This is a genomic window from Massilia sp. 01N410 (genome assembly GCF_056399665.1).
This window is the reverse complement of the sequence record NZ_JBFTRV010000006.1, coordinates 287,830-311,628: the sequence shown is the minus strand read 5'-3', so window position 1 is coordinate 311,628 and position 23,799 is coordinate 287,830. Positions and strand designations below refer to the sequence as shown.

The window sequence follows — 23,799 nt, the reverse complement described above, 5'->3', positions numbered from 1 at the left end:
GGGCGATTACTCCTCCAGCTCCGCCACCCGCTCCAGCCAGCGGGCCACGGTCGCCAGCTCTTCCTTCGAGAACCCTGCGGTCAGCCGCGCATTCAGCCCGGCCAGCACGGCGCGCGCCGTGTCGCCGGCCTGTGCGCCCGCCGGCGTCAGGCGCAGGCGCGTGATGCGCGCATCAATCTCGTCGGCGACGCGTTCGATCAGCCCGGCCGCCTGCATCCGCTTCGACAGGTTGGTGACGGCAGCCGGCGCCACCTTCAGTTCGGCGGCGATCTCGCCGACCGCCGCGCTGCCGCGCGCGCCGAGGATGAAGAGCACCGCGGCCTGGGCCGAGCTGATGCCTTCCCAGCCTTCCGGGCGCGTCTCCACCCAGCGCTGCAGGACGCGCTGGGCGCGGTTCAGCAGGAAGACGAAGCGCGGCTGGCGCGGGCCGCTCATCGCTGAGGCTCCGACCTGGCAGGCGCCGAACGACGGACGGCCTGCTCCAGCAGCCAGTCGCCGACCTGTGGCCACAGCAGGGTCGCGCAGCGCTTGCGGAAGAAGCCCATGTGGCCGATCGCCGGTACGCCCGCGTCGCGTGGCGCGACCTGCCTGCGCTCGACGCCGGCCTTGGCCAGCGGCGCGACCAGCATCGAGATCGCTTCCGGATTGGCCCAGGGATCGTCGTCGAAGCCCAGCACCAGCAGCGGCAGGCGCTGGGCGCGCATGCGGCGCCCGGCGTACATCGTGGGGTCGTCGAAGAAGTAGCGCGGCAGGCTGGTCCAGCGGCTCCACTGGCGCATCACGGAGGCGGGCAGGTCTTCGCCCAGGCCGATGCGGCGGCCCGGCATGTAGCCGTACAGGGCGCACAGCAGCGGGCCCAGTACGCGCATCACGAGGCGTATGCGCAGCCGTTCGCCAAGGCCGCGGACCAGCCGGGTCGCGCCGGCGTGCGAGGCCACCAGCACCGCCGCGCGCAGGCGCACGGTCTCGTCGGACAGCGCGATCGCATGGCCGCCCACGCTGTGGCCGACGGCCAGCAGCGGCAGCGCCGGATAGCGCTCCGCGGCCCAGCGCGTGACGGCGCCGACATCCTCTTCCATCCAGTCCGCCATCGTCACCGTGCAGGTACGCAGGTCGTGCGGACGCGAGGCGCCGGTGCCGCGGTAATCGTAGGTCAGCACGCTCAGGCCCAGGCCGGCCAGCCAGCGCGCGAAGGCTTCGTAATAGCCCTGGGTGACGGCGGTGGCCGGGTGCAGCAGCACCAGCGCGCGCGGGGCCGGGGCCGGATACAGGCGGGCGGCGATGCGCTCGCCGCCGGCCGTGCTGATGTCGATCGACTGGCTGTCCATGATGCTTGAATTAGTTAACGTGTTAACCAATTTAGCAGCAGGGACGCCGGGCCGCAAGCGAAAAAAAAGCCCGGTTCGAACCGGGCTTCCTGGGGGCGGTGCGCGCTCAGTGGAAGTGCTCGTTGCCGGCCGGGGTATCTTCCGGCATCTCGGCATGCACCAGCTCTCCGCTTGGGTCGGCGAACAGCGGGGCGCCGCAGTCGTCGCAGTATTCCGCGACATAGCGCTCGGCGATGCGCTTGACGTGGGCGATGCCCATCTCGTTCAGGTGCTTGACGATCTCGTCCATCGGCGCCGCCGGAGGGCCGCCGTGCACCGGGCCTTCCATCGGCGTGCCTTCTTCGTCTTCCTGGCCGTACAGCGGCCAGACGATGCCGTACACCACGTCCGACGATTGGCGCAGGGTGAAGCCGATGCGGTATTCGTCAACCTGGCTGTCGTTGATTTCGTCGCCGAAGCCTGCGATCACGGCGCGCAGGTCGCCCGGCTCGACGCCCAGCGTGTAGGTGAGGTAGTGGACGGCGGCGCGCACCGACACCGGACGGATCATCTTGTCCGCCTCGCGGCAGGCCACGTAATAGGCTTCCGGCAGCAGCAGTTCGGTGCCGCAGCCCGGCAGCAGGCGCGCGATGTTGGGGCCGGCCTGGGCGCGCCATTGCTCCAGCGCGGCGTCGCGCACCACTTCGAAGTTGACGTGGTGCTGCGGCTCCTGCCAGCGGAACAGCGGGCCGCCGACCGGGGCGATGACGGCCACCAGCAGGTAGCGGGTGTCGGCCAGGAACTGGGAGGCGTCCGGGCCCGGCGCGGCCGGCTTGACGCTCGTGCCCTTGTGGGCGGCCTGGGCCAGCTTGTGGGTCAGGCCATAGGTTTCGGCGTGGGTGCGCGGCAGCTGGTCGAGCGAGTACAGGGTCGGCGCCATCGCCATGCGGGCGCCGTCGGCCAGCAGATGGGCCGAGAAGTGGGCCGACAGGGTGGTGACGATGTCGTTCGGGATGGTCCCGGAAGCGATCGAGAAGCGGGTCCAGGCGAGCACCGGCGCGGCCACCAGCAGGGCCTGCCAGGTGACGTCTTCGCCGTCGACCTGTTCGGTCATGGTCGCGGATTCGCTGACCGCTTCGACGCCGTCCATCAGCACGTCGTAGACCGCGAGGTCGCCCTTGAACAGGACGTTCAGTGCGGCGTCGATGCTGTCCTGGTGGTTGGTCTTGAGCAGCTTCTGCAGCTGCGAATCCAGGTTGCGCTCCCAGGTCCGTTCTTCAACGCGGCTGGCGGCCTGCACGATGGCTTGGCTGATGCTGACTAGACGCTGGCTGTCTGCCGATAGTTTGGGTGAGTCTTTGGAGGAGCGACGCATAGTAAATGATTGAATGTGGATCGATGGTCCAGAGGGCCATGATAAACCCTAATCCCCGGTATTGTAGTTGATTCGGCCACATGCCTGTAACACACTGACAAGTTCGGCCGCAGGAGGGAAAAGCAGGGTGTTGTCGAGCCGCGCTTGTCAAAACGCGCAACAAGAATCATAATGCGAATCGTTCTCATTCATCTTTCACGGTTTGCCCTGCCGTCACCGCCCCCATGACCAATAACAAGAAGCAAGCATCCTTCATTAAGAGCCGCAAGCACGCCCGCGTTCTCCCATCGCCGGCGCCGGCGCTGGCGCTCACCATGCTGGCCACGCTCGGCATGTCCGCCGCCCAGGCCGCACCGGACGCCGTGATCGACCAGAGCATCCCGGCGGTGCAGGTGAAGGGTGCGGCCCAGTCGCAGACGGCCAGCAGCGACAAGTTCACGGCGCCGCTGCTGGACACGCCGAAGTCGGTGACGGTCGTCTCCGCCGACGTGATCGCGCAGACCGGCGCGGTATCGCTGACGGATGCGCTGCGCACCGTGCCGGGCATTACCATCGGCGCGGGCGAGGGCGGCAACCCGGTCGGCGACAACCTCTTCATCCGCGGCTACAACGCCCAGACCGATACCTATATCGACGGCATCCGCGACGCCGGTTCGCAGTCGCGCGAAGTCTTCAACCTCGAGCAGGTGGAGGTCGTGAAGGGCCCGAACTCGGCCTACGGCGGCCGTTCCTCGGCCGGCGGCGGCGTCAACCTGGTCAGCAAGACCGCCCAGGCCTACGACTTCAACAGCGCCTCGGTCGGCCTCGGCAGCGACAAGTACAGGCGCATCACCGGCGACGTGAATCGCGTAATGGGAGGTAACGTCAGCGGCAGCAACAGCGCCTTCCGCTTGAATTTCATGGCGCACGAGAACGACGTCCCCGGCCGCAACGTGGTCGGCGGCAAGCGCTGGGGCGTGGCGCCCACCGTCACCTTCGGCCTGACCGGTCCGGACCGCGCCATCATCAGCCTCTACCACCTGACCTCGCACGAGATCCCGGATACCGGCATCCCCTTCAACAACCCGTTCAGCAGCGGCGCCAACGTCAGCAAGAACGGCAACGGCACCCCGTTCGACGTCGACCGCAAGACCTTCTACGGCCTGGCCAACCGCGACTTCCGCGACACGAAAAGCGACGTCGGCACGATCGACCTGCGCCACGAGTTCGGCGCAGGGCTGGCGCTGCGCAACGTGACCCGCTACGGCAAATCGAACAACGACTACGTCTGGACCCAGCCCGACGATTCGAAGGGCAACACCGTCCTCTACGGCACTGTGTGGCGCCGTGCGAACACCCGCGCCACCGAGACCCGCACCTTCGCCAACGTCACCAGCCTGACCGGCGAAGCCGTCGCGGCCGGCCTGAAGCACAGCTTCAATGCCGGCGTCGAATTCGACCGCGAGACGACCGACCGCGCCGCCTACGTCTTCACGCCGGGCACCAACAACCCGCTGACCGGCAGCTTCACCTGCCCGACCTCGGGCGCGTCCACGCTGTACAACTGCACCACCCTGGTCAACCCGAATCCGTATGACCCGTGGCTCTACACCCGCAGCCTGTCGGGCGCGCTGACCCACGTCAGCACCAAGACCAAGGCCGTCTACGCCTTCGACACCATCGAGATCAATCCGCAGTGGCTGCTGAACCTGGGCCTGCGCTGGGACGATTTCCAGAGCACCCTGGACACCCTGCCGACCGCCACCACGGCCGCCGCCCATGCCGTGGTCGACACCAACTTCGTCAGCACCCAGGCCGGCATCGTCTACAAGCCGGCCAAGAACGGCAGCGTCTACCTGTCCTTCGCCAGCTCGGCGACCCCGCCGGGCAACGACGGCGGCGACGGCCTGGACGGCCTGACGGCGGCGATCCAGAACCTGCAGCCCCAGCGCAGCCGCAACCTCGAGCTGGGCACCAAGTGGGACCTGCTGCCGGGCGGCCGCCTGTCCGTGACCGGCGCGCTGTTCAAGAGCACCATGAACAATGCCCGCGTGACGGCGCCGGACGGCACCACCCAGAACGTCGGCCGCAAGCAAGTGCGGGGCGTGGAACTCGGCTTCTCGGGCAAGCTCAGCCCGGCCTGGACCGTGTTCGGCGGCTACACCTGGCTGGACGCCGAGATCGCCGACAACGGCTACACCAACACCGGCACCACCGCCGCGCCGATCTGGACCGCGTCGCCCTTCAACGGCAACCGCTTCCCGACCACGCCGAAACACAGCGCCTCGCTGTGGACCAGCTATGCCTTCACCAGGGACTTCACGGCCGGCTTCGGCGTGAGCGCGATGTCGAAGGTCTACGCCAACGTCAACAACAACAAGTGGGTGCCGGGCTATGCACGCTTCGACGCGATGGCCAGCTATGCCCTGAACAAGGACATCTCGCTGCAGCTGAACCTGCAGAACCTGACCGACAAGCTGTACTTCGACAAGGTCTCGTCGCCGCACTACGCCGGCGTGGCGCCGGGCCGTTCCGCCACCCTGACCGCCAACTTCAAGTTCTGAGTCCGAGGCCATCATGATGCTGCATATCCCTGGCGTGCTGTCGCCGGAGCAGGTAAGGTCGATGCGTGAACGTCTGGCGTCGACCGACTGGGTCGACGGCCGAGCCAGCGTCGGCAGCCAGGGAGCGCAGGTCAAGCGCAACCGCCAGCTGGCGGAAGGGTCGCCGCCGGCGCTGGAACTCGGCCAGATCGTCAGCGCGGCGCTGATGGCCAATCCGCTGTTCTTTTCCTGCGCGCTGCCGCTGCGCATCCTGCCGCCCTTCTTCAACAGCTATGCCGGCGGCGAGCATTACGGCCCGCACGTGGACGGCGCCATCCGTGCCCAGCGCGGCGGCGCTCCCGTGCGTACCGACGTCTCCTGCACCGTGTTCCTGAGCGATCCGGAAGACTACGAGGGCGGCGAGCTCACCGTGATCGATTCCTACGGCACCCACGAAGTCAAGCTGCCGGCCGGCGATGCGATCGTGTATCCCTCGACCAGCATCCACGAAGTGCAGCCGGTCACGCGTGGCGAGCGGGTGGCGTCCTTTCTCTGGGTGCAGAGCATGGTGAGGGACGACTGGAAGAGGGCGATGCTGTACGAGCTGGATACGAATATCCAGGCCTTGCGGGCAAGGCATGGCGACGGGCCCGAACTGGTCGGGCTGACCGGGCATTATCACAACCTGCTGCGGCAGTGGGCCGAAACCTGAGAAGCCTCAGCGCTTTTCCTTGTTGATCGCCTGCAGGAGTACGAAGGCTTCGTGATCGATCGCCGGCTCCGCGGCCGCGAGTTCCTTGCTGGCCTGGACATAGGCGGCGCGCTTGCGCTCCTTCTTTTCTTCCGGCGGCACACCCGCCGCCGCGCCCGGGAAGATGATCCCGCCGCTGTTGTTGTACTTCCGGTGGATGAGCTGCTTGCCGTAGGGGGTGTTGTAGAAGCGGGTCATCTCGGCTGCGGTGTCGGCGGAGATGCGGTCCGCCAGCGGCGGCGCCATTCGTTGATACACCTCCGCGGGCGGCATCTTGTCGAGCCTGGCGAACATTGCCTGCCGCTGCGCTTCGCTCGGGAAGCGGGTGCGGGCGGCGACGCCACGCAGTAGCTTTTCGATTTGCATGGCGCCAAGCAGATCCTGCACCGCCTTGACGTGGGCGGGATTGCGCGCTGGCGCAAGCTGTCCCGCGGGCGCCGTGCTGGCGCCGGATGCGGAAGCTGCGAACACGAAAGACAGCGCCAGCGCGGTGTTGACGACGGACTTCATGGGTTTCCTTTCTGACAGGTCATGATGACGCCGACCTTATCAGAGTCCGATGCGCGGAAATGCGCGGATTGTCACCGCCTGTCCGGCGGCGCCGCTCCGATGGCGCGCTCCACGAGTTCCTCATCCGAGAGCGGATCGAGGCATTCGAACAGCAGCCACTGCGCGTGCGACGGATCCGGGCAGCCGGCGCAAAAGGCGGCGACCACCCCATCGAATTCCGCGTCCGACAGCAGGTCCGCCTTCGGCGGCGTGATGCTGTCCAGTAGCTCGAGCAGCTGCTGCCTGTTGAGTTTTCCCATTCCTACCGGTAAGCATTGAGCATATAAAGCTATTGTACAAATATTCTTTGCTTGATTGGTGGAAAAAAAGGCCGGAGCCCTTGCGGGGTCCGGCCTTTTCGCGCTGCCCGCGCGAAGCGGGCAGGGATGCCAATTACGCAGCCAGCAGCTGGCGCAGCACGAACGGCAGGATGCCGCCATGCTTGTAGTAGTCGACTTCGATCGGGGTGTCGATACGCAGCAGGACCTGGGTTTCCTTGGTCGAGCCGTCGGCGCGGTGGATCACCAGGGTTGCCTGCATCTGCGGACGGATCTCGCCTTCCAGGCCCTTCAGGTCATAGGTCTCGGTGCCGGTGATGCCCAGCGATTCGACGCTGTCGTCGCCGATGAACTGCAGCGGCAGCACGCCCATGCCCACCAGGTTGGAACGGTGGATACGCTCGAAGGAACGGGCGATCACGGCCTTGACGCCCAGCAGCTGGGTGCCCTTGGCTGCCCAGTCGCGCGAGGAACCGGTGCCGTACTCTTCGCCGGCGAAGATCATGGTCGGGGTGCCTTCGGCGATGTACTTCATGCCGGCATCATAGATCGACAGCTGTTCGCCGCTCGGCTGGTGGATGGTGATGCCGCCTTCGACTGCGGAACCGTCGGCCTTCGGCGGAATCATCTTGTTCTTGATGCGGACGTTCGCGAAGGTACCGCGCATCATGATCTCGTGGTTGCCGCGGCGCGAGCCGTAGGAGTTGAAGTCCGCCTTGAGCACGCCGTGCTCTTTCAGGTACTTGCCTGCCGGGCCGTCTTCCTTGATCGAACCGGCCGGGGAGATGTGGTCGGTGGTGATCGAGTCGCCGAACACGCCCAGTGCGCGTGCACCGGCGATGCCTGCGGAAGCGGCTTTCGGGGTCATCTCGAAGTCGCTGAAGAACGGCGGTTCGGCGATGTAGGTCGATTCCGGCCAGTTGTAGACCTGACCTGCGACCGACGACACGGCTTCCCACAGCTGGCCCGGGTTGCCCTTGACGTCGGCGTAGTTGGCCTTGAAGACTTCCGAGTTCATCGCGAACTTCATCAGGTCCTGGACTTCCTGCGAAGTCGGCCAGATGTCGCCCAGGTAGACGTCGACGCCGTCCTTGCCCTTGCCGACCGGCTCGCTCATCAGGTCCTTGTTGACGTTGCCGGCGATCGCGTAGGCGACGACCAGCGGCGGCGAGGCCAGGAAGTTCGAACGGATGTTCGGGTGGATACGCGCTTCGAAGTTACGGTTGCCCGACAGGACGGCGGCGGCGATGATGTCGTTCGACGTGATCGTGGCGTTCAGTTCCGGGGTCAGGTCGCCGGCGTTACCGATGCAGGTGGTGCAGCCGTAGGCGGTCACGCCGAAGCCCAGTTGCGTCAGGTAAGGCAGCAGGCCGGCGGCTTCGAGGTAGTTGGTGACCACGCGCGATCCCGGCGCCAGCGAGCTCTTGATGTGCGGAGCGACGGTCAGGCCCTTCTCGACGGCCTTCTTGGCCAGCAGGCCGGCGGCCAGCAGCACGCTCGGGTTCGAGGTGTTGGTGCAGGAGGTGATGGCGGCGATCAGGATGTCGCCGTTCTTCACGCGCACGCCGTTGGTGGTCTCGTAGACCTTGTTCAGGTCGTCCGGCGACTTGTTGAAGCCGTTGGCGGTGGTCGGCTTCGAGAACAGGTCGGTGAAGGTCGACTTCATCGCGCCCAGTTCGATACGGTCCTGCGGACGCTTCGGGCCGGCCAGCGACGGGGTCACGGTCGACAGGTCGAGCGACACCACGCGGGTGTAGTCGATCTCGCCTTCGCGCGGGATGCCGAACAGCTGCTGGGCCTTGAAGTAGTTTTCGAAGGCGGCCAGTTCTTCTTCGGTGCGGCCGGTGCCGCGGAAGTAGTCGACGGTCTTTTCGTCGACCGGGAAGAAGCCCATGGTCGCGCCGTATTCCGGTGCCATGTTGCCGATGGTGGCGCGGTCGGTGGTCGACAGCGAGGCGGTGCCTTCGCCGAAGAATTCGACGAACTTGCCGACCACCTTCTCTTTACGCAGCATTTCGGTGATGGTCAGCACCAGGTCGGTCGCGGTGCAGCCTTCGCGCAGCGAACCGGTCAGGTTCACGCCGATGACGTCCGGGGTCAGGAAGTAGACCGGCTGGCCCAGCATGCCGGCTTCCGCTTCGATGCCGCCCACGCCCCAGCCGACGACGCCGACGCCGTTGATCATGGTGGTGTGCGAGTCGGTGCCGACCAGGGTGTCCGGGTAATACATGGAGCCGCTCTTCATCACGCCGCGCGCCAGGTACTCGAGGTTGACCTGGTGGACGATGCCGAAGCCCGGCGGCACGACGCCGAAGGTGTCGAAGGCCTGCATGCCCCACTTCATGAACTGGTAGCGCTCGTTATTGCGCTGGAACTCGAGCTTCATGTTCAGGTCGAGCGAGTCCGGGGTGCGGAAGTGGTCGATGGTGACCGAGTGGTCGACCACCAGGTCGACCGGCACCAGCGGCTCGATCTTCTTGGCGTTGGCGCCCATCTTGTAGGCGACGTTGCGCATGGCGGCGAGGTCGGCCAGCAGCGGCACGCCGGTGAAGTCCTGCAGCACGACGCGCGCGACGACGAAGGGGATCTCTTCGGTGCGGGCGGCGGTCGGACCCCAGTTCGCCAGCTGGCGGACGTGCTCTTCGGTGACCTTCTTGCCGTCGCAGTTGCGCAGCACGGACTCGAGGACGATACGGATCGACACCGGCAGGCGCGACAGGTTCACGCCCAGGGATTCGCCCAGTGCCGGCAGCGAGTAAAACTGGCCGGTCTGGCCCGCTTGCAGCGGGAATTCCTTCAGCGTGTTCAAGGTATTGTGAGACATGAACTCTCCTTCGTTAGGGACTACTTGTTATCCAGCCGTCTTGGATCCCCGCCTGCGCGGGGACGACGGGAAATCAGCTCTTCGCCGTGACAGGTGCGGCCGCCACCAGCGGCTTGGCCTGTTCGGCGTTCTTGCATTCGTTGGCCAGCTGGCGGTTCTGCTTCGAGTCGAGCAGGATGCCCTTGCTCGGGATGCCGATCCAGACCAGGCCGAACTTCGTGTTCTCGAAACGCAGCGCGCCGGTGGTGGTGCCCACGCGCTCGAGGCGGTGCAGGCGGTTCTTCCAGCGCAGTGCGATGTGGCCACTATCCTTGTCGTTGGTATAGATGGTGATCTTGTTGTTCAGCTCGCAGGCATAGTCGGTGACGACGGTATCGGTGATGTCCGGCTCCGGGTCGTCGGCGACCTCCTGCTTTTCTTCCTTCTTGGCTTTCTTGGCCTTGGCCTTGGCCTTTTCCTTCAGGACCTGGGTCGCCTTCGGGTGGGTTTCGTGGACGTTGGATGCGGCAAATGCCGGCGCGCAAAGGCCGGCGGCCGCCAGCGAGAGAGCGCAGGCGGCGAGCGTTTGATTCAGAGTGATGGCCATCAGATGGATTCCGGTTGATTGACGATTGCCGCCGCGGCATCTGGCAGCGCAAGGCCGGCCAGCTTCGCGCGCTGCAACACCGTCCAATAATATCGGTAGCTGGCGCGGTCGTGCAAGCGTCCATGCTGGGCGATCGGCCCCCAATCCGCCGCCATTGCTTCGAGCAGGATGTTGGTTGCCTCGTTCACTTCGGACAAGCGCGGGGTGAAGGCCTTGACGATCGGCTTGATCTGGTCAGGGTGGATGCTCCACATCCGCGTGAACCCGAACTCGCCGGCGGCACGGGTGGCGTCGTTGGCGACAACCGCGCTGTCCTTGATATCGGTCGTCACATTATGGGAGGGGACCTTGTCATACGCATGACATGCCGCAACCATCTCCAGCTTCGCCCGTACTACGAGTGGGTGCGTAAATTGCCCCGGAGTGCGCATGGCGGCGGCCGGAATCGCGCCGTAATGCGAGGAAACGAAATCCATGATGCCGAACGAGAGGCATTCGACCTGGGGCAGGGCGGCGATCTGCCATGCCTCGTGCAGGGCGCCGTGGGTCTCGATCAGCACGTGCAGCGGCACGGGTTTGGCGGATGCGGGACGTCCGGCCTTCTCTGCCGCCGCGTTGACGATCTGTTGCGCGCGCAGCACGTCGGCCACGCCGTTCGGCTTGGGCAGCACCACATAGGCCAGTTTCTGCGCCGCCGCGCCGACGATGGTCTCGACGTCCTGGGCGAAGTGCGGCGAGCCGGCGTCGTGCAGGCGCGCGCCGATCCGCCCGAAGCGGTTGCCCTCGTCGTTCAGCAGGCTCGCCACCAGTTCCGCGTGTTCGCGTTCGCGGCCGGCGCTGGCGCCGTCCTCGCAATCGAAGGTGATGTCGAATACCGGGCCAAGCTCTTGTTGCAGGGCCATCGATTTGCGCATCAGCTTTTCGCTGCCGGCGTAGTGGTCGCAGGCAGGTAGCAGCAGCGGCTGGCGTTGGCCCTGGAATAAAACCTTGGAAGGATGCATGTTCGGATGAGTGTTAATACCGTCGTTCCCGCGAAGGCGGGAACCCAGGTTTGCGTGAGCTGACGAAACGCCACCAAACCTGGGTCCCCGCCTGCGCGGGGACGACGTGGTGGTGGTGGTGCTTACTGGCCCAGCAGGTGCGCCACGCCGGCTTTCTCTTCGTTCAGTTCGTTCAGCGTGTTGTTGATGCGCTCTTGCGAGAACTGGTCGATTGCCAGGCCTTGCACGATCTTGTACTCGCCGTTTTCGGTGGTCACCGGGAAGCCGAACATGGTGCCTTCCGGGATGCCGTAGGAACCGTCCGACGGGATGCCCATGGTGGTCCACTTGCCGTTGGTGCCCAGGACCCAGTCACGCACGTGGTCGATCGCTGCGTTGGCGGCCGAAGCAGCCGACGAGGCGCCGCGGGCGTCGATGATCGCTGCGCCGCGCTTGCCGACGGTCGGCAGGAAGGTGTCGCGGTTCCAGACGTCGTCGTTGATCAGGTCCTTGACCGACTGGCCGTCGGCGGTGGCGAAGCGGTAGTCGGCGTACATGGTCGGCGAGTGGTTGCCCCACACGACCATCTTCTCGATCGAACCGACCGGCTTGCCGATCTTGGCGGCGACCTGCGACAGGGCGCGGTTGTGGTCCAGGCGCAGCATGGCGGTGAAGTTCTTGGCCGGCAGGTTCGGGGCCGACTTCATGGCGATGTAGGCGTTGGTGTTGGCCGGGTTGCCGACCACCAGCACTTTCACGTTGCGCGAAGCGACGGCGTCCAGCGCCTTGCCCTGCACGGTGAAGATCTGGGCGTTGGCTTCCAGCAGGTCCTTGCGCTCCATGCCCGGGCCGCGCGGACGGGCGCCGACCAGCAGGGCCACGTCGGCGTCCTTGAATGCGGTCATCGGGTCGCTATGGGCGGTCATGCCGGCCAGCAGCGGGAATGCGCAGTCGTCGATTTCCATCATGACGCCCTTCAGCGCCTTCTGTGCCTTCTCGTTGTCGATTTCGAGCAGCTGCAGGATGACCGGCTGGTCCTTGCCCAGCATGTCGCCGTTGGCGATGCGGAACAGCAGGGAATAGCCGATCTGGCCGGCCGCGCCGGTAACGGCGACGCGCATTGGGGTTTTAGCCATGATGAATCTCCAAAAGTGGGATAAAGAACTGACAAATGAGCGGGCGACGCCGAGGATACGCCAGTTTGGGAAAACTGCAATCATACCAAAGCTCACCCGCGATTCGGGCATGAGGCGCGTTGCCGGGAGAGGGGGCGCCCACGTCCAGTCGACCGCGAGTGTAGTCCTCCGATATTCCATCTGTCAATTCATATCATATGTCTTATATAAGACACATAATCTGCGTCTTTCCACACTGGACGCAGAGGGGGTTTTGTGAAAAAATCGCAGACTATGAACCAAGCACCGTCCAATCCGAACAGCAATGGAGCCGCCAGCAGCAGCGCTGCGGGTAGCGCCGGAGGCACCTCCGGATCGGGCATGTCCCAGACCGGCACGTCCCCTACCTTTTCCCCGCTGTATCAACAGATCAAGGCCCTGATCACCCAGAGCCTGCAATCCGGCGAATGGAAACCGGGCGAACTGATTCCCAGCGAAGTCGAGCTGGCCGGCCGCTACAAGGTCAGCCAGGGCACGGTCCGCAAGGCGATCGACGAGCTCGCGGCCGAGAACCTGGTCGTGCGGCGCCAGGGCAAGGGAACCTTCGTCGCCACGCACAACGAGGCGCGCGCGCACTTCCGTTTCCTCAAGCTCGTGCCCGACGAGGGCGTGACCCAGCATCCCGACCACCAGTACCTCGAAGTCAAGCGCATCCGCGCCGCGGCCGAGGTGGCGCGCCTGCTCGACCTGAAATCCGGCGACGCGGTCGTCTATATCAAGCGCATCATGTCGTTCGAGGGCGTGCCGACGATCCTGGAAGAGCTGTGGCTGCCGGGGCAATTGTTCAAGGGGCTGACGGCGGAGCGCCTGGCGGAATACAAGGGGCCGATGTATGGCCTGTTCGAATCGGAGTTCGGCACCCGCATGATCCGCGCGACGGAAAAGATCCGCGCGGTGGCGGCCGACGCCGGTGCGGCCGAGTACCTGAAAGTGCCGGAGGGAACGCCTCTGCTGTGCGCCGACAGGCTCTCGTTCACCTATGGAGACAAGGCGGTGGAGTTGCGTCGCGGACTGTATTTGACCGCGCAGCATCATTACCAAAACGAATTGTCCTGATAAGTTTTTGTGCCCGCTCTATGCTGGTGCAGGAATCGCTTTGAGCGAGTAAAATGAGTTGGTTTTGGGAAAGCGAAGACGAGGCCCGGTCGACGTTCCCCCGGAGTCGGAAACGGTTCCGAGCAGGTCGCAAAATCGATGCAATGGGTTCGATAAATTTCAGTATTTGAGGGAGGTGTTGCAATGTCCGAAGCCGTGAGAGAGGCTCAAAAGAAGGGCCGACCGGTAATTCGTAATGTCGACTTTGGCGATATTACTTACCGGGGGTATTACAAACAGCCGCCGTCGGCGATCGTGTCGATTCTGCACCGCGTGAGCGGCGCCGGCCTGTTCCTTTTCCTGCCGTTCCTGCTCTGGCTGTTCCAGGAAAGCCTGCGTTCGGAAATCTCGTTCGCGCACTTTGCCGGCGTTGTCAGCCATCCGTTCACCAAGATCATCATCCTCGGCCTGTCGTGGGCTTACCTGCACCACTTCTGCGCGGGCGTGCGCCACCTGTTCATGGACAACCACATGGCCCTGGACAAGGACGCTTCCCAGAAGACCGCACGCTGGGTGCTGGTCGTCAGCCTGGTCTTGACCCTGCTGGTCGCCCTCAAACTGTTCGGAGTGTTTTAATCATGCAATCCCATACTAACAAGAATATCGGACAGCGCCGCCTGGTCGTCGGCGCCCACTACGGCATGCGCGACTGGCTGGCCCAGCGCCTGACCGCGATCCTGATGGCGGTGTTTACCGTCGTCCTGCTGGTCTCCTTCCTGACCGGCCAGAATTTCACCTATGAAGGCTGGGCCGGGCTGTTCTCGCGCCAGTGGTTCAAGCTCTTCACCATGGTTACCCTCTTCGGCCTGTTCTACCACGCATGGGTCGGCATCCGTGACATCTGGATGGACTACGTCAAACCGGTCGGTATCCGCCTGACCCTGCAGACCCTCACGGTGTTCTGGCTGCTTGCCTGCGCCGCCTGGACTGTGCAAATTCTCTGGAGCGTTTAATCGTGGCAGCATTTAATTCTTCAATTCCCACCCGCCACTTCGACGTCGTGATCGTCGGCGCCGGCGGTTCCGGCCTGCGCGCCGCCCTGCAAATGTCGGAAGCCGGCCTGAACGTCGCCGTGCTGTCGAAAGTCTTCCCGACCCGTTCGCACACCGTGGCGGCCCAGGGCGGCATCGGTGCTTCGCTCGGCAACATGAGCGAGGACGACTGGTTCTGGCACATGTTCGACACCGTCAAGGGCGGCGACTACCTGGGCGACCAGGATGCGATCGAATTCATGTGCCGCGAAGCACCGAAGGTCGTGTACGAGCTCGAACACTTCGGCATGCCGTTCGACCGCAACCCGGACGGCACCATCTACCAGCGTCCGTTCGGCGGCCACACCGCCAACTTCGGCGAGAAGCCGGTGCAGCGCGCCTGCGCGGCCGCCGACCGTACCGGCCACGCGCTGCTGCACACCCTGTACCAGCGTAACGTCCGTTCGCGCACCCACTTCTTCGTCGAGTGGCAGGCGATGGACCTGGTCCGCAACGCCGACGGCGACGTGCTGGGCGTGGTGGCGCTGGAAATGGAGACCGGCGAGGTCATGATGCTGCAGGCGAAGACCACCGTGTTCGCCACCGGCGGCGCCGGCCGTATCTTCGCGGCGTCGACCAACGCCTTCATCAACACCGGCGACGGCCTGGGCATGGCGGCACGCGCCGGCCTGCCGCTGCAGGACATGGAATTCTGGCAGTTCCACCCGACCGGCGTGGCCGGCGCGGGCGTGCTGATCACCGAGGGCGTGCGCGGCGAGGGCGGTATCCTGATCAACTCGAACGGCGAACGCTTCATGGAGCGCTATGCGCCGACCTTGAAGGACCTGGCGCCGCGCGACTTCGTCTCGCGCTCGATGGACCAGGAGATCAAGGAAGGCCGCGGCGTCGGCCCGAACAAGGACCACGTGCTGCTGGACCTGCGCCACATCGGCGCGGACACCATCCGCAAGCGCCTGCCGTCGATCCTGGAAATCGGCCACAAGTTCGCCAACGTCGATGCGACCAAGGAACCGATCCCGGTCGTGCCGACCATCCACTACCAGATGGGCGGCATCCCGACCAACATCCACGGCCAGGTGGTGGCCCCTGACGGCACCGGCGGCCAGAAGATCGTGGGCGGCCTGTACGCCATCGGCGAATGCGCCTGCGTCTCGGTGCACGGCGCGAATCGCCTTGGTACGAACTCGCTGCTCGACCTGGTGGTGTTCGGCCGCGCGGCCGGCAACCACATCGTCGCCCAGAACCTGAAGGCGCAGGGCAACCGCGCGCTGCCGAAGGATGCCGCCGACTACGCGCTGGACCGCCTGAACCGCCTCGAGAACTCGACCGGCGGCGAGAAGGTGCAGGACGTCGCCAACGCCATCCGCGCCACCATGCAGAAGTTCTGCGGCGTGTTCCGTACCCAGGCGCTGATGGACGAAGGCGTGAAGGAAATCATGAAGCTGGACGAGCGCCGCAAGCACATCTCGTTCAAGGACAAGTCGAAGGTGTTCAACACCGCCCGTATCGAAGCGATGGAGCTGGACAACCTGATCGAAGTGGCGAAGGCGACCATGGTCTCGGCAGCGGCCCGCAAGGAATCGCGCGGCGCCCACGCCCACAGCGACTACGAGCACCGCGACGACGAGAACTGGATGAAACACACCCTGTTCTTCTCGGAAGGAAACCGCCTGGAATACAAGCCGGTGATCCAGAAGCCGCTGACGGTCGATACCTTCAAACCGAAACCACGTACTTTCTAAGAATTTAGGTAAAACATGGCACGCACAGTCCAACTGAAGATCTACCGCTACGATCCGGACAAGGATACGAAGCCCTATATGCAAGACATCACCGTCGAGCTGAAAGACACCGACAAGATGCTGCTCGACGCACTGCAGCGCATCAAGTCCGACGTCGACGACTCGCTGGCCCTGCGCCGCTCCTGCCGCGAAGGCGTGTGCGGTTCGGACGCGATGAACATCAACGGCAAGAACGGTCTGGCCTGCACCACCAACCTGAACGAACTGACCCAGCCGATCGTGCTGCGTCCGCTGCCGGGTCTGCCGGTCGTGCGCGACCTGATCGTCGACATGACCAACTTCTTCAAGCAGTACCACTCGATCAAGCCGTTCCTGATCAACGACTCGATCCCGCCGGAGAAAGAGCGTCTGCAGTCGCCGGAAGAGCGTGAAGAGCTGGACGGCGTGTACGAGTGCATCCTGTGTGCCTGCTGCTCGACCTCCTGCCCGTCGTTCTGGTGGAACCCGGACAAGTTCGTCGGCCCGGCCGGCCTGCTGCAGGCCTACCGCTTCATCGCCGACTCGCGCGACGAAGCGACCAACGAGCGCCTGGACAACCTGGAAGACCCGTACCGCCTGTTCCGCTGCCACTCGATCATGAACTGCACGGACGTCTGCCCGAAGGGTCTGAACCCGAACAAGGCGATCGGCAAGATCAAGGAATTGCTGGTCCGCCGCGCGATCTAAGCTGCGATTTGTCGCGTGGGGCGTGGGCACCCGTGCCCCGCGCGAACACCGTCATAAATATAGTAAAACTACCGTACTGCCGCGAAACGGCAGCCGGAGTATAGTGTTGACCGAACAACGGACTCTAGTGTGAAAACGCATCAATCCGACCCCGCCAACCGAGCGCGCCTGCGCTGGCGCGCCCGCCGGGGCCTGCTCGAAAACGACCTGATCCTCACGCGCTTCCTGGATGCGCACGAAGAGGAATTGACGGACGAAGAGGTCGATGCGCTGACCCGCTTGCTGGACCTGGCGGACAATCCGCTGATGGACCTGCTGTTGGGACGCGCCGAGCCCGCGGGCGAGGTCGACCTGCCGCATGTACGTGCCCTGGTGGCGCGGTTGCGGCAAGCGTAACGAAACCTGGTTTCGTTTTTTTGTATATCACCTCCCACAGAAGGAAGTGCCATGAACATCTCTGATACCAAAGCCACCCTGTCGTTCTCGGATGGCAGCCCGTCGGTAGACATGCCGATCTACAAAGGCACCATCGGCCCGGACGTCATCGACATCCGCAAGCTGTACGGCCAGACCGGCAAGTTCACCTACGACCCCGGCTTCATGTCGACGGCATCGTGCAACTCGAGCATCACCTACATCGACGGTGACAAGGGCGAGCTGCTGTACCGCGGCTACCCGATCGAGCAACTGGCCGTCAATTGCGACTTCCTGGAATCCTGCTACCTGCTGCTGAACGGCGAACTGCCGAACAAGGTTGAAAAGGAAAAGTTCGTCGACACCGTGACCAAGCACACCATGGTCCACGAGCAGATGAACTTCTTCTTCCGTGGCTTCCGCCGCGATGCGCACCCGATGTCGGTGCTGGTCGGTACCGTCGGTGCACTGGCGTCGTTCTACCACGACTCGCTGGACATCAACGATCCGGAGCAGCGCGAGATCTCGGCAATCCGCCTGATCGCCAAGCTGCCGACCCTGGTCGCAATGGCATACAAGTACTCGATCGGCCAGCCGTTCATGTACCCGCGCAACGACCTGTCGTACAGCGCGAACTTCATGCACATGATGTTCGCCAACCCGTGCGAAGAGTACAAGGTCAACGACGTGCTGGTGCGCGCCCTGGACCGCATCCTGATCCTGCACGCCGACCACGAGCAGAACGCTTCGACCTCGACCGTCCGCCTGGCCGGTTCGTCGGGCGCCAACCCGTTCGCCTGTATCGCAGCCGGCATCGCCTGCCTGTGGGGCCCGGCACACGGCGGCGCCAACGAAGCCGCCCTGAACATGCTGAAGGAAATCGGCAGCGTCGAGAACATCCCGGCCTTCATCGAGAAGGTCAAGGACAAGAACTCGGGCGTCAAGCTGATGGGCTTCGGTCACCGCGTGTACAAGAACTTCGACCCGCGCGCCAAGCTGATGCGTGAAACCTGCCACGAAGTGCTGAACGAACTGGGCCTGCAGGACGACCCGCTGTTCAAGCTGGCAATGGAACTGGAAAAGATCGCCCTGAACGACGAATACTTCGTGTCGCGCAAGCTGTACCCGAACGTCGACTTCTACTCGGGTATCGTGCAGTCGGCCCTGGGCATCCCGGTCTCGCTGTTCACCGGTATCTTCGCGATGGCCCGTACCATCGGCTGGATCGCCCAGTGGAACGAGATGATCGCCGACCCGGAACAGAAGATCGGCCGTCCGCGCCAGCTGTTCGTCGGCTCGCCGCGCCGCGACGTGCCGAGCATCGACAAGCGTTAATTTGCGTCAGTCGTCGTCAAAAAGCGAGCCTGCGTGAACTGACGCCGTAAAGTTGGACGGTTGGTTTGCCAGGTGACCAAGGCCCGAGTCCTGTATTGCACAGGACTCGGGCCTTTTTGTTTGAACTTGATACGGTCGTGATTGTAATAGTGGATGTGGGACAGTTCTGCCTGCAGGGAATCGACGCTGGAGAATTTGTTCAGGTAGAAGCACTCGGGCCTGAGCACGGCAAAGAAGCTTTCCATTGCCGCGTTGTCGAGGCTATTACCTTGCGTGGCATGCTCTGGGCAAGGCCGTGTTCCCGGAGAATACGCTGATAGGCGGGCATTCGGTATCGGGCGGATTCAACCGGTCGTCCCAACACCGTCATCAATCGCTGCACGGTTTTATGATTGACGTGCGGTCTTGTCTTTCGTTTTTCGGCGGTGTTTTCTGCTGCCGGGCTTGAACCAAGGCTTGAACCGCTCATCGTACTTCGCCATGAAAAAAACCAAAAAGTTGGAGTCCAACTTTTGGGCTTTAGTTCAGCGGGCTGGCTTTTTTGTTTCTGTTGTTTGGTATGATGAGGCCCGTTTTATTTTAAAAAAGAATATGGCGACACAAGGCGAACACGATTACTTCAAGAATATCGGCGAAGCGAATATGCGGCACGCCATCCTGAAGCCATGGTCGGATGCCCAATGCGGTTTGTACCTGATGGAACTGGGCGCCATGCTCGGCCTGATGCCGGAAGGTGGACGTCTGCTCGACATGGGCTGCGGCACCGGCTGGACCAGCATCCTGTTCGCCAAACGAGGTTATGAAGTGGTCGGCCAGGACCTGGTGCCGGAAGCGATCGAGGCCGGCCGCCGCATGAAACAGGAAAACGGCATCGGGAATCTCGAATTCGTGGTCGGGGATTATGAATCGCTGGCATTCAGGGAGGAATTCGACATCGTCGTGTTTTTCGATTGCCTGCACCATGCGGTCGACGAAGTCGCCGCGCTCGAAAGCGCTTATCGCGCGCTGAAGCCGGGCGGCATCTGCATTACCTCGGAGCCCGGATTGGGCCATGAACGCCGCTCGGCGGAAGTCATGGAGAAATTCGGCGTCACCGAACGCGACATGCACCCGGCCAAGATCATTCGAGCAGGTAAAAAGGTCGGGTTCCGCCGCTTCAGCGTGCACGCACACGCTTCTTATCTGTACATTTCACTGTACCGGCAGTCGGGCCGCGGCCTTCTCAGCAAGCTCATGAAATTGCCGGGCATGCGGACCTTGATCGGCATGCTGGTCGTGCTGTTCTCGAAGCACCAGGCCGGGATCGTCGTACTGAAGAAGTGAGGGTGGTCCGGTTTCTCGAACACGAAAAGCGAGCCTGCGGGCTCGCTTTTTTTCGTCCTGCGGTTAAAATATACGGTGTATAAATAAAACGGAGGAGACATGATCACAGGACACGTATTCATCGCCACCAGCCTCGACGGCTACATCGCCCGCCCGGACGGCGACATCGGCTGGCTGCTGCAGCGCGACGATCCAGACGAGGACCACGGCTACAAGGCCTTCATCGCCGACAAGGACGCCATCGTGATGGGCCGTGGCACCTATGAAAAAGTGGTGGAATTCGGCGAATGGCATTACGACCGCCCGGTGGTGGTGCTGTCGAAGCAATTACAAGGCAGCCCGGTGCCTGAGCGCCTGCGGGGAAAAGTGCGCTTCACGGACCTCGCTCCGCGCGAGGCGATGCAGGAGCTGGAGCGCAAGGGCGCGCGCAAGGTCTACGTGGATGGCGGACAGGTGGTGCAGTCCTTCCTGCGCGAAGGGCTGATCGCGGACATGGTCGTCACCACCGTGCCGGTACTGATCGGCGCCGGCCGTCCGCTGTTCGGCGCGCTTCCGGAGGACAAGGACCTGGCCCTGGTTGCCAGCCGCAGCTTCCCGTCCGGCCTGGTGCAGTCGACCTGGCGCGTGCTCGCATGAACCGTCCGCGCGGCCGTCCCACGCGCGGGCAGGGCGTCACCCTCGACGCCATCCTCAATGCCGCCCTGGTCCTGCTGGCACAGGACGGCGGCCGGGGGCTGAGCATGCGGGCCCTCGCTGCGCAGATGAGCCTGACGCCGATGAGCCTCTACCATCACGTCGAGGACCGCGCCGGCCTGCTGCGGCTGCTTGCCGACAAGGTGTACGGCGCGGTGCCGATCGATGCCGACAGTCCGGCAGACGCCATCGATGCCGTCCGCGAGCTGCTGATCCGCTACCACGACGCCGTCGGCAGGCACCCCCAGCTGACCCTCGCGATCTTTGCCGAGCCGGCGGCAATGGCGGGGGCGGCGCAGCGGATCACCGAGCGCCTGGAGGCGCTGCTGGAGCCCTTGAGCCCGGAACATATCCTGTGGCGCGACATCCTGGTCGACCATGCCCACGGCAGCGGCCTGGCGCTCGGCGCTTTTCACGCCGATTCGCAGCAATCGGCAGCCCTGCGCGAGCAGTACCGGCGCGCCCTGGATGCCTTGCTGGCGCAGTTCGCCGGCGCCGCATCCGCACGCGCCGCCTGAAGGTCGCAACAATCGTCCAACACGGCTATACTGGTATCACTAACATCGTTCGTCACCGCCCATGTCTCACCCCGCCGTTCATGCCTGCTGTCAACGTGCGTCCCTGCACGAGGGAGTACGGCTGCCGCACGCGCGGTTTTTCCCGCGAGATCTCGCCCGGCCCTCCTGGGCTCGGTAGGACCCGACCGCCCGCGCGGCCGTCCTTCCGAGCCTGTTCCAACGACACACCCGGCCGCCGCCGACAGGCGCTGGCCAATCCGTCTTGCTGGTCTATTTTTACAGGAGTTGAACATGAGACCGAACATCACCGTATCCACCCTCGACATGGCGCGCCTTGAAGCGCTGTTCGACGACATGCCGGTCATTCCCGGCGATCGCGAGTACAACCTGCTCGACGAACTGGGCCGGGCGGACGTCGTCGATCCGGACGAGGTGCCGTCCAATGTGGTGACGATGAATTCGACGGTGCGCTTCGCGGTCGACCATCCGCCCCAGGAATTCTGCATGACCCTGGTCTACCCGAAAGACGTGGCCTTCGGCAGCGACCGCCTGTCGGTGATGTCGCCGATCGGCAGCGCACTGCTCGGCCTGGCGGTGGGCGATACGATCGAGTGGGCGCGCCCGGGCGGCGAACTGTTCAAGCTGACCGCGCTGGAACTGCTGTACCAGCCGGAACGCTCGGGCGAGCTGCACCGCTGAGCCGTCCGGTGCCGCAAACGAAAACGGCCGCCGGATGACTCCGGCGGCCGTTGCATTTGTGAAAGGTAAGGGGATCAGTCCGCGTAGTACGGCTCGACGGTGCCCTTCAGCTTGATCAGCATCGGACGGCCCTTGCGGTCCAGGACCTTGCCGGCAGCGACCCTGATCCAGCCTTCGCTGATGCAGTATTCCTCGACGTCGGTGCGGTCCTTGCCGTTGAAACGGATGCCGACCGGGTGCTTGAAGACTTCCGCATCGTGGTGCGGGCTCTTCGGGTCGATGGACAGGCGGTCGGGCAGGGGAGGGAGTTGGGTAGTATCGTTCATGGTGCGACATTATCCACGATTCCCGATCCGGCCTCAATTACACTTGCCGCGCACCACGGCGGCGGCCCAGAAGGGCAGGGCGAAGATGCCGCCGAGGCCGACGTTGAAGGCGCCGAAAGGCGTCTTGACCACCGTGCCGGAGGGCTGGAATTTCAGCGCGTCCGGCCCCAGGCAGCCCGGCTTTTCGGCTTCCGAGAATCCCTTTTCGAACTTCTGGTAGGCATCGCCGCTGAGCGCTTTTCCCGACTGCAGCCCGGAATTGCCCTTGCTCTCGGCCAGGGTCTCGCGCACCGCCTTGCTGATCACCTCGTCGCTCAGGCGCAGGCTCAGCGGCGGCGGCTTCGCATCATCCTTGCGTGTTTCCAATTCCTGCGCCACCACCTGCGTCGCCAGGCATAGCCCGCACACCGTCATCCAGGTCCTCGCTCTCATCGCTTGCCCATCGAGTTGTCGGGTAATCAAACTTACACGAGTTCTTGAACGCGCGTTTCATCTTGCACATTTGCTTACATTTCCAACGTACAATATATCGATATTGCCAACAACGAGGTCCCGATGAAACGCTTTCTTGCGCTGATGGCCGCTGTGCTGATCGCCCTGCCGGCAGCTGCCGCATCCACCGCAGCCAGCAATTATTTCGACAACGCCGGCCGCGGCGACGTGCTGTCCGGGGGCGTCCGCATGATCCCGATCACCACGCCGAAGGGCACGTTCAAGGTCTGGACCAAGCGGGTCGGCAATAACCCGACCATCAAGGTGCTGCTGCTGCACGGCGGCCCGGGCATGACCCACGAATACCTCGAAGCCTTCGACAGCTATTTCCCCGGCGCGAGCATCGAGTACTACTACTACGACCAGCTCGGCTCGAGCTACAGCGACCAGCCCGACGATCCCTCGCTGGTCGAGCTGCCGCGCTATGTGGAAGAGGTCGAGCAGGTGCGCAAGGCGCTGGGCCTGGACAACAGGAACTTCTACCTGCTGGGCCACTCCTGGGGCGGCCTGCTGGCGGCCGAGTACGCCCTGAAATATGGCCGGAACCTGAAAGGCCTGGTCATCTCGAACATGATGATGAGCATCCCGGCGTACAACAAATACGCCGACACCGTGCTGATGCCGGCGATGGACCAGAAGGCCCTGGCCGAGATCAAGCGCCTGGAAGCCGAGGGCAAGTACGAGGATCCGCGCTACATGGAACTGCTGCTGCCGAACCACTATGTGCAGCACGTGCTGCGCATGCCCTTCGAGCAGTGGCCGGAGCCGGTGACGCGCTCGATCAAACACATGAATCCGAAGGTCTACGTGCCGATGCAGGGCCCGAGCGAACTGGGCGCCCACAACGCCAAACTCGAACACTGGGACCGCGTCGCCGACCTGCCGAAGATCGCCGTGCCGACCCTGGTGATCGCCGGCCGCCATGACACCATGGACCCGGCCCACATGAAGATGGTCTCGCAGGAGCTGCGGCATGGCCGCCTGCTGATGTGCGAGAACGGCAGCCACATGTCGATGTACGACGACCAGAAGACCTATTTCAGCGGGCTCATCAAATTCCTGCGCGACGTCGACGGCGGCCGCTTCCAATGAAAGGA

Annotated in this window: 25 protein-coding genes and 1 pseudogene; 14 read left to right on the top strand and 12 right to left on the bottom strand. The window is 64.0% G+C overall.

The features are described 5' to 3' along the window. Positions 1–6: 6 nt before the first annotated feature. The 3 genes from AC1DOP_RS11245 to AC1DOP_RS11235 form a co-directional block, all read right to left on the bottom strand. Complete coding sequence (locus AC1DOP_RS11245; protein ID WP_442121961.1) at positions 7–435, bottom strand: MarR family winged helix-turn-helix transcriptional regulator; 429 nt, start codon at positions 433–435, stop codon at positions 7–9. Next, the gene (locus AC1DOP_RS11240) at positions 432–1,328 is read right to left on the bottom strand and encodes an alpha/beta hydrolase family protein (protein ID WP_477251129.1); all 897 of its coding nucleotides are present in this window, start codon (positions 1,326–1,328) and stop codon (positions 432–434) included. The genes AC1DOP_RS11245 and AC1DOP_RS11240 overlap by 4 nt, the downstream gene beginning before the upstream one ends. A gap of 106 nt (positions 1,329–1,434) precedes the next feature. Further along, positions 1,435–2,682: a DUF2863 family protein gene (locus tag AC1DOP_RS11235; RefSeq protein WP_477251127.1), complete on the bottom strand. Its 1,248-nt coding sequence runs from the start codon at positions 2,680–2,682 to the stop codon at positions 1,435–1,437. Positions 2,683–2,906: 224 nt separating this feature from the next. Between AC1DOP_RS11235 and AC1DOP_RS11230 the strand changes: the two genes are divergently transcribed. Together AC1DOP_RS11230 and AC1DOP_RS11225 are read left to right on the top strand one after the other, a co-directional pair. Continuing rightward, positions 2,907–5,225, top strand: coding sequence for a TonB-dependent receptor (locus AC1DOP_RS11230; protein ID WP_442121958.1), 2,319 nt, complete (start codon positions 2,907–2,909; stop codon positions 5,223–5,225). Between the two features lie 13 nt (positions 5,226–5,238). After that, on the top strand, positions 5,239–5,916 hold the full coding sequence (locus AC1DOP_RS11225) for a Fe2+-dependent dioxygenase (protein WP_477251125.1): 678 nt from the start codon (positions 5,239–5,241) through the stop codon (positions 5,914–5,916). A 6-nt stretch (positions 5,917–5,922) separates the two neighbouring features. Here the strand turns inward: AC1DOP_RS11225 and AC1DOP_RS11220 are convergent, their stop codons facing one another. The 6 genes from AC1DOP_RS11220 to AC1DOP_RS11195 all read right to left on the bottom strand — a co-directional run bounded on the left by AC1DOP_RS11220 (position 5,923) and on the right by AC1DOP_RS11195 (position 12,308). Beyond that, on the bottom strand, positions 5,923–6,465 hold the full coding sequence (locus AC1DOP_RS11220; protein ID WP_442121956.1) for a hypothetical protein: 543 nt from the start codon (positions 6,463–6,465) through the stop codon (positions 5,923–5,925). A gap of 71 nt (positions 6,466–6,536) precedes the next feature. Continuing rightward, positions 6,537–6,764 carry a hypothetical protein gene (locus AC1DOP_RS11215; protein ID WP_442121955.1) on the bottom strand — a complete coding sequence of 76 codons (228 nt, stop codon included), beginning with the start codon at positions 6,762–6,764 and terminating at the stop codon, positions 6,537–6,539. A gap of 133 nt (positions 6,765–6,897) precedes the next feature. Beyond that, entirely contained in the window at positions 6,898–9,606 is a 2,709-nt protein-coding gene (gene acnA / locus AC1DOP_RS11210) for an aconitate hydratase AcnA (RefSeq protein ID WP_442121954.1), read from the bottom strand. Between the two features lie 73 nt (positions 9,607–9,679). Further along, the gene (locus tag AC1DOP_RS11205; RefSeq protein WP_442121953.1) at positions 9,680–10,192 is read right to left on the bottom strand and encodes a hypothetical protein; all 513 of its coding nucleotides are present in this window, start codon (positions 10,190–10,192) and stop codon (positions 9,680–9,682) included. Continuing rightward, entirely contained in the window at positions 10,192–11,193 is a 1,002-nt protein-coding gene (locus tag AC1DOP_RS11200; protein WP_442121952.1) for an HpcH/HpaI aldolase/citrate lyase family protein, read from the bottom strand. The genes AC1DOP_RS11205 and AC1DOP_RS11200 overlap by 1 nt, the downstream gene beginning before the upstream one ends. Before the next feature lie 122 nt (positions 11,194–11,315). Beyond that, the gene (locus AC1DOP_RS11195; protein WP_442121951.1) at positions 11,316–12,308 is read right to left on the bottom strand and encodes a malate dehydrogenase; all 993 of its coding nucleotides are present in this window, start codon (positions 12,306–12,308) and stop codon (positions 11,316–11,318) included. Between the two features lie 273 nt (positions 12,309–12,581). On the opposite strand from AC1DOP_RS11195, the gene AC1DOP_RS11190 reads away from it, so the two are divergent. The 7 genes from AC1DOP_RS11190 to gltA all read left to right on the top strand — a co-directional run bounded on the left by AC1DOP_RS11190 (position 12,582) and on the right by gltA (position 18,651). Then, complete coding sequence (locus AC1DOP_RS11190) at positions 12,582–13,403, top strand: GntR family transcriptional regulator (protein WP_442121950.1); 822 nt, start codon at positions 12,582–12,584, stop codon at positions 13,401–13,403. Between the two features lie 183 nt (positions 13,404–13,586). Further along, positions 13,587–14,018, top strand: coding sequence for a succinate dehydrogenase, cytochrome b556 subunit (sdhC, locus tag AC1DOP_RS11185; RefSeq protein ID WP_442121949.1), 432 nt, complete (start codon positions 13,587–13,589; stop codon positions 14,016–14,018). A 2-nt stretch (positions 14,019–14,020) separates the two neighbouring features. Further along, complete coding sequence (gene sdhD / locus AC1DOP_RS11180) at positions 14,021–14,395, top strand: succinate dehydrogenase, hydrophobic membrane anchor protein (RefSeq protein ID WP_442121948.1); 375 nt, start codon at positions 14,021–14,023, stop codon at positions 14,393–14,395. A 2-nt stretch (positions 14,396–14,397) separates the two neighbouring features. Beyond that, positions 14,398–16,176 carry a succinate dehydrogenase flavoprotein subunit gene (gene sdhA / locus AC1DOP_RS11175; RefSeq protein ID WP_477251120.1) on the top strand — a complete coding sequence of 593 codons (1,779 nt, stop codon included), beginning with the start codon at positions 14,398–14,400 and terminating at the stop codon, positions 16,174–16,176. Positions 16,177–16,191: 15 nt separating this feature from the next. After that, the gene (locus tag AC1DOP_RS11170) at positions 16,192–16,902 is read left to right on the top strand and encodes a succinate dehydrogenase iron-sulfur subunit (RefSeq protein WP_442121946.1); all 711 of its coding nucleotides are present in this window, start codon (positions 16,192–16,194) and stop codon (positions 16,900–16,902) included. Positions 16,903–17,031: 129 nt separating this feature from the next. Next, a complete protein-coding gene (locus tag AC1DOP_RS11165; RefSeq protein WP_442121945.1) occupies positions 17,032–17,298 on the top strand; it encodes an FAD assembly factor SdhE in 267 nt (88 codons plus the stop codon). A 51-nt stretch (positions 17,299–17,349) separates the two neighbouring features. Continuing rightward, positions 17,350–18,651 (top strand): citrate synthase, encoded by a 1,302-nt coding sequence (gene gltA, locus AC1DOP_RS11160; protein WP_442121944.1) that lies wholly within the window; start codon positions 17,350–17,352, stop codon positions 18,649–18,651. A gap of 77 nt (positions 18,652–18,728) precedes the next feature. Here the strand turns inward: gltA and AC1DOP_RS11155 are convergent. After that, a pseudogene (locus AC1DOP_RS11155) lies at positions 18,729–18,988 on the bottom strand (IS3 family transposase); the annotation flags it as partial. A 143-nt stretch (positions 18,989–19,131) separates the two neighbouring features. Between AC1DOP_RS11155 and AC1DOP_RS11150 the strand changes: the two are divergent. The 4 genes from AC1DOP_RS11150 (at position 19,132) to rnk (ending at position 21,884) form a co-directional block, all read left to right on the top strand. Next, entirely contained in the window at positions 19,132–19,974 is an 843-nt protein-coding gene (locus tag AC1DOP_RS11150) for a class I SAM-dependent methyltransferase (RefSeq protein ID WP_477251116.1), read from the top strand. Between the two features lie 99 nt (positions 19,975–20,073). Further along, positions 20,074–20,610: a dihydrofolate reductase family protein gene (locus tag AC1DOP_RS11145; protein ID WP_477251114.1), complete on the top strand. Its 537-nt coding sequence runs from the start codon at positions 20,074–20,076 to the stop codon at positions 20,608–20,610. Next, positions 20,607–21,185: a TetR/AcrR family transcriptional regulator gene (locus tag AC1DOP_RS11140; RefSeq protein ID WP_442121941.1), complete on the top strand. Its 579-nt coding sequence runs from the start codon at positions 20,607–20,609 to the stop codon at positions 21,183–21,185. Before AC1DOP_RS11145 ends, AC1DOP_RS11140 begins: the two co-directional genes overlap by 4 nt. A 291-nt stretch (positions 21,186–21,476) precedes the next feature. Next, complete coding sequence (gene rnk / locus AC1DOP_RS11135; protein WP_442121940.1) at positions 21,477–21,884, top strand: nucleoside diphosphate kinase regulator; 408 nt, start codon at positions 21,477–21,479, stop codon at positions 21,882–21,884. A 74-nt stretch (positions 21,885–21,958) separates the two neighbouring features. Here rnk and AC1DOP_RS11130 read toward each other — a convergent pair whose 3' ends face one another. Beyond that, positions 21,959–22,210 carry a DUF3297 family protein gene (locus tag AC1DOP_RS11130; RefSeq protein ID WP_442121939.1) on the bottom strand — a complete coding sequence of 84 codons (252 nt, stop codon included), beginning with the start codon at positions 22,208–22,210 and terminating at the stop codon, positions 21,959–21,961. A gap of 33 nt (positions 22,211–22,243) precedes the next feature. After that, positions 22,244–22,642: a hypothetical protein gene (locus AC1DOP_RS11125; RefSeq protein WP_477251111.1), complete on the bottom strand. Its 399-nt coding sequence runs from the start codon at positions 22,640–22,642 to the stop codon at positions 22,244–22,246. A gap of 123 nt (positions 22,643–22,765) precedes the next feature. On the opposite strand from AC1DOP_RS11125, the gene AC1DOP_RS11120 reads away from it, so the two are divergent. Continuing rightward, entirely contained in the window at positions 22,766–23,794 is a 1,029-nt protein-coding gene (locus AC1DOP_RS11120; RefSeq protein WP_442121937.1) for a proline iminopeptidase-family hydrolase, read from the top strand. Positions 23,795–23,799: the final 5 nt, after the last annotated feature.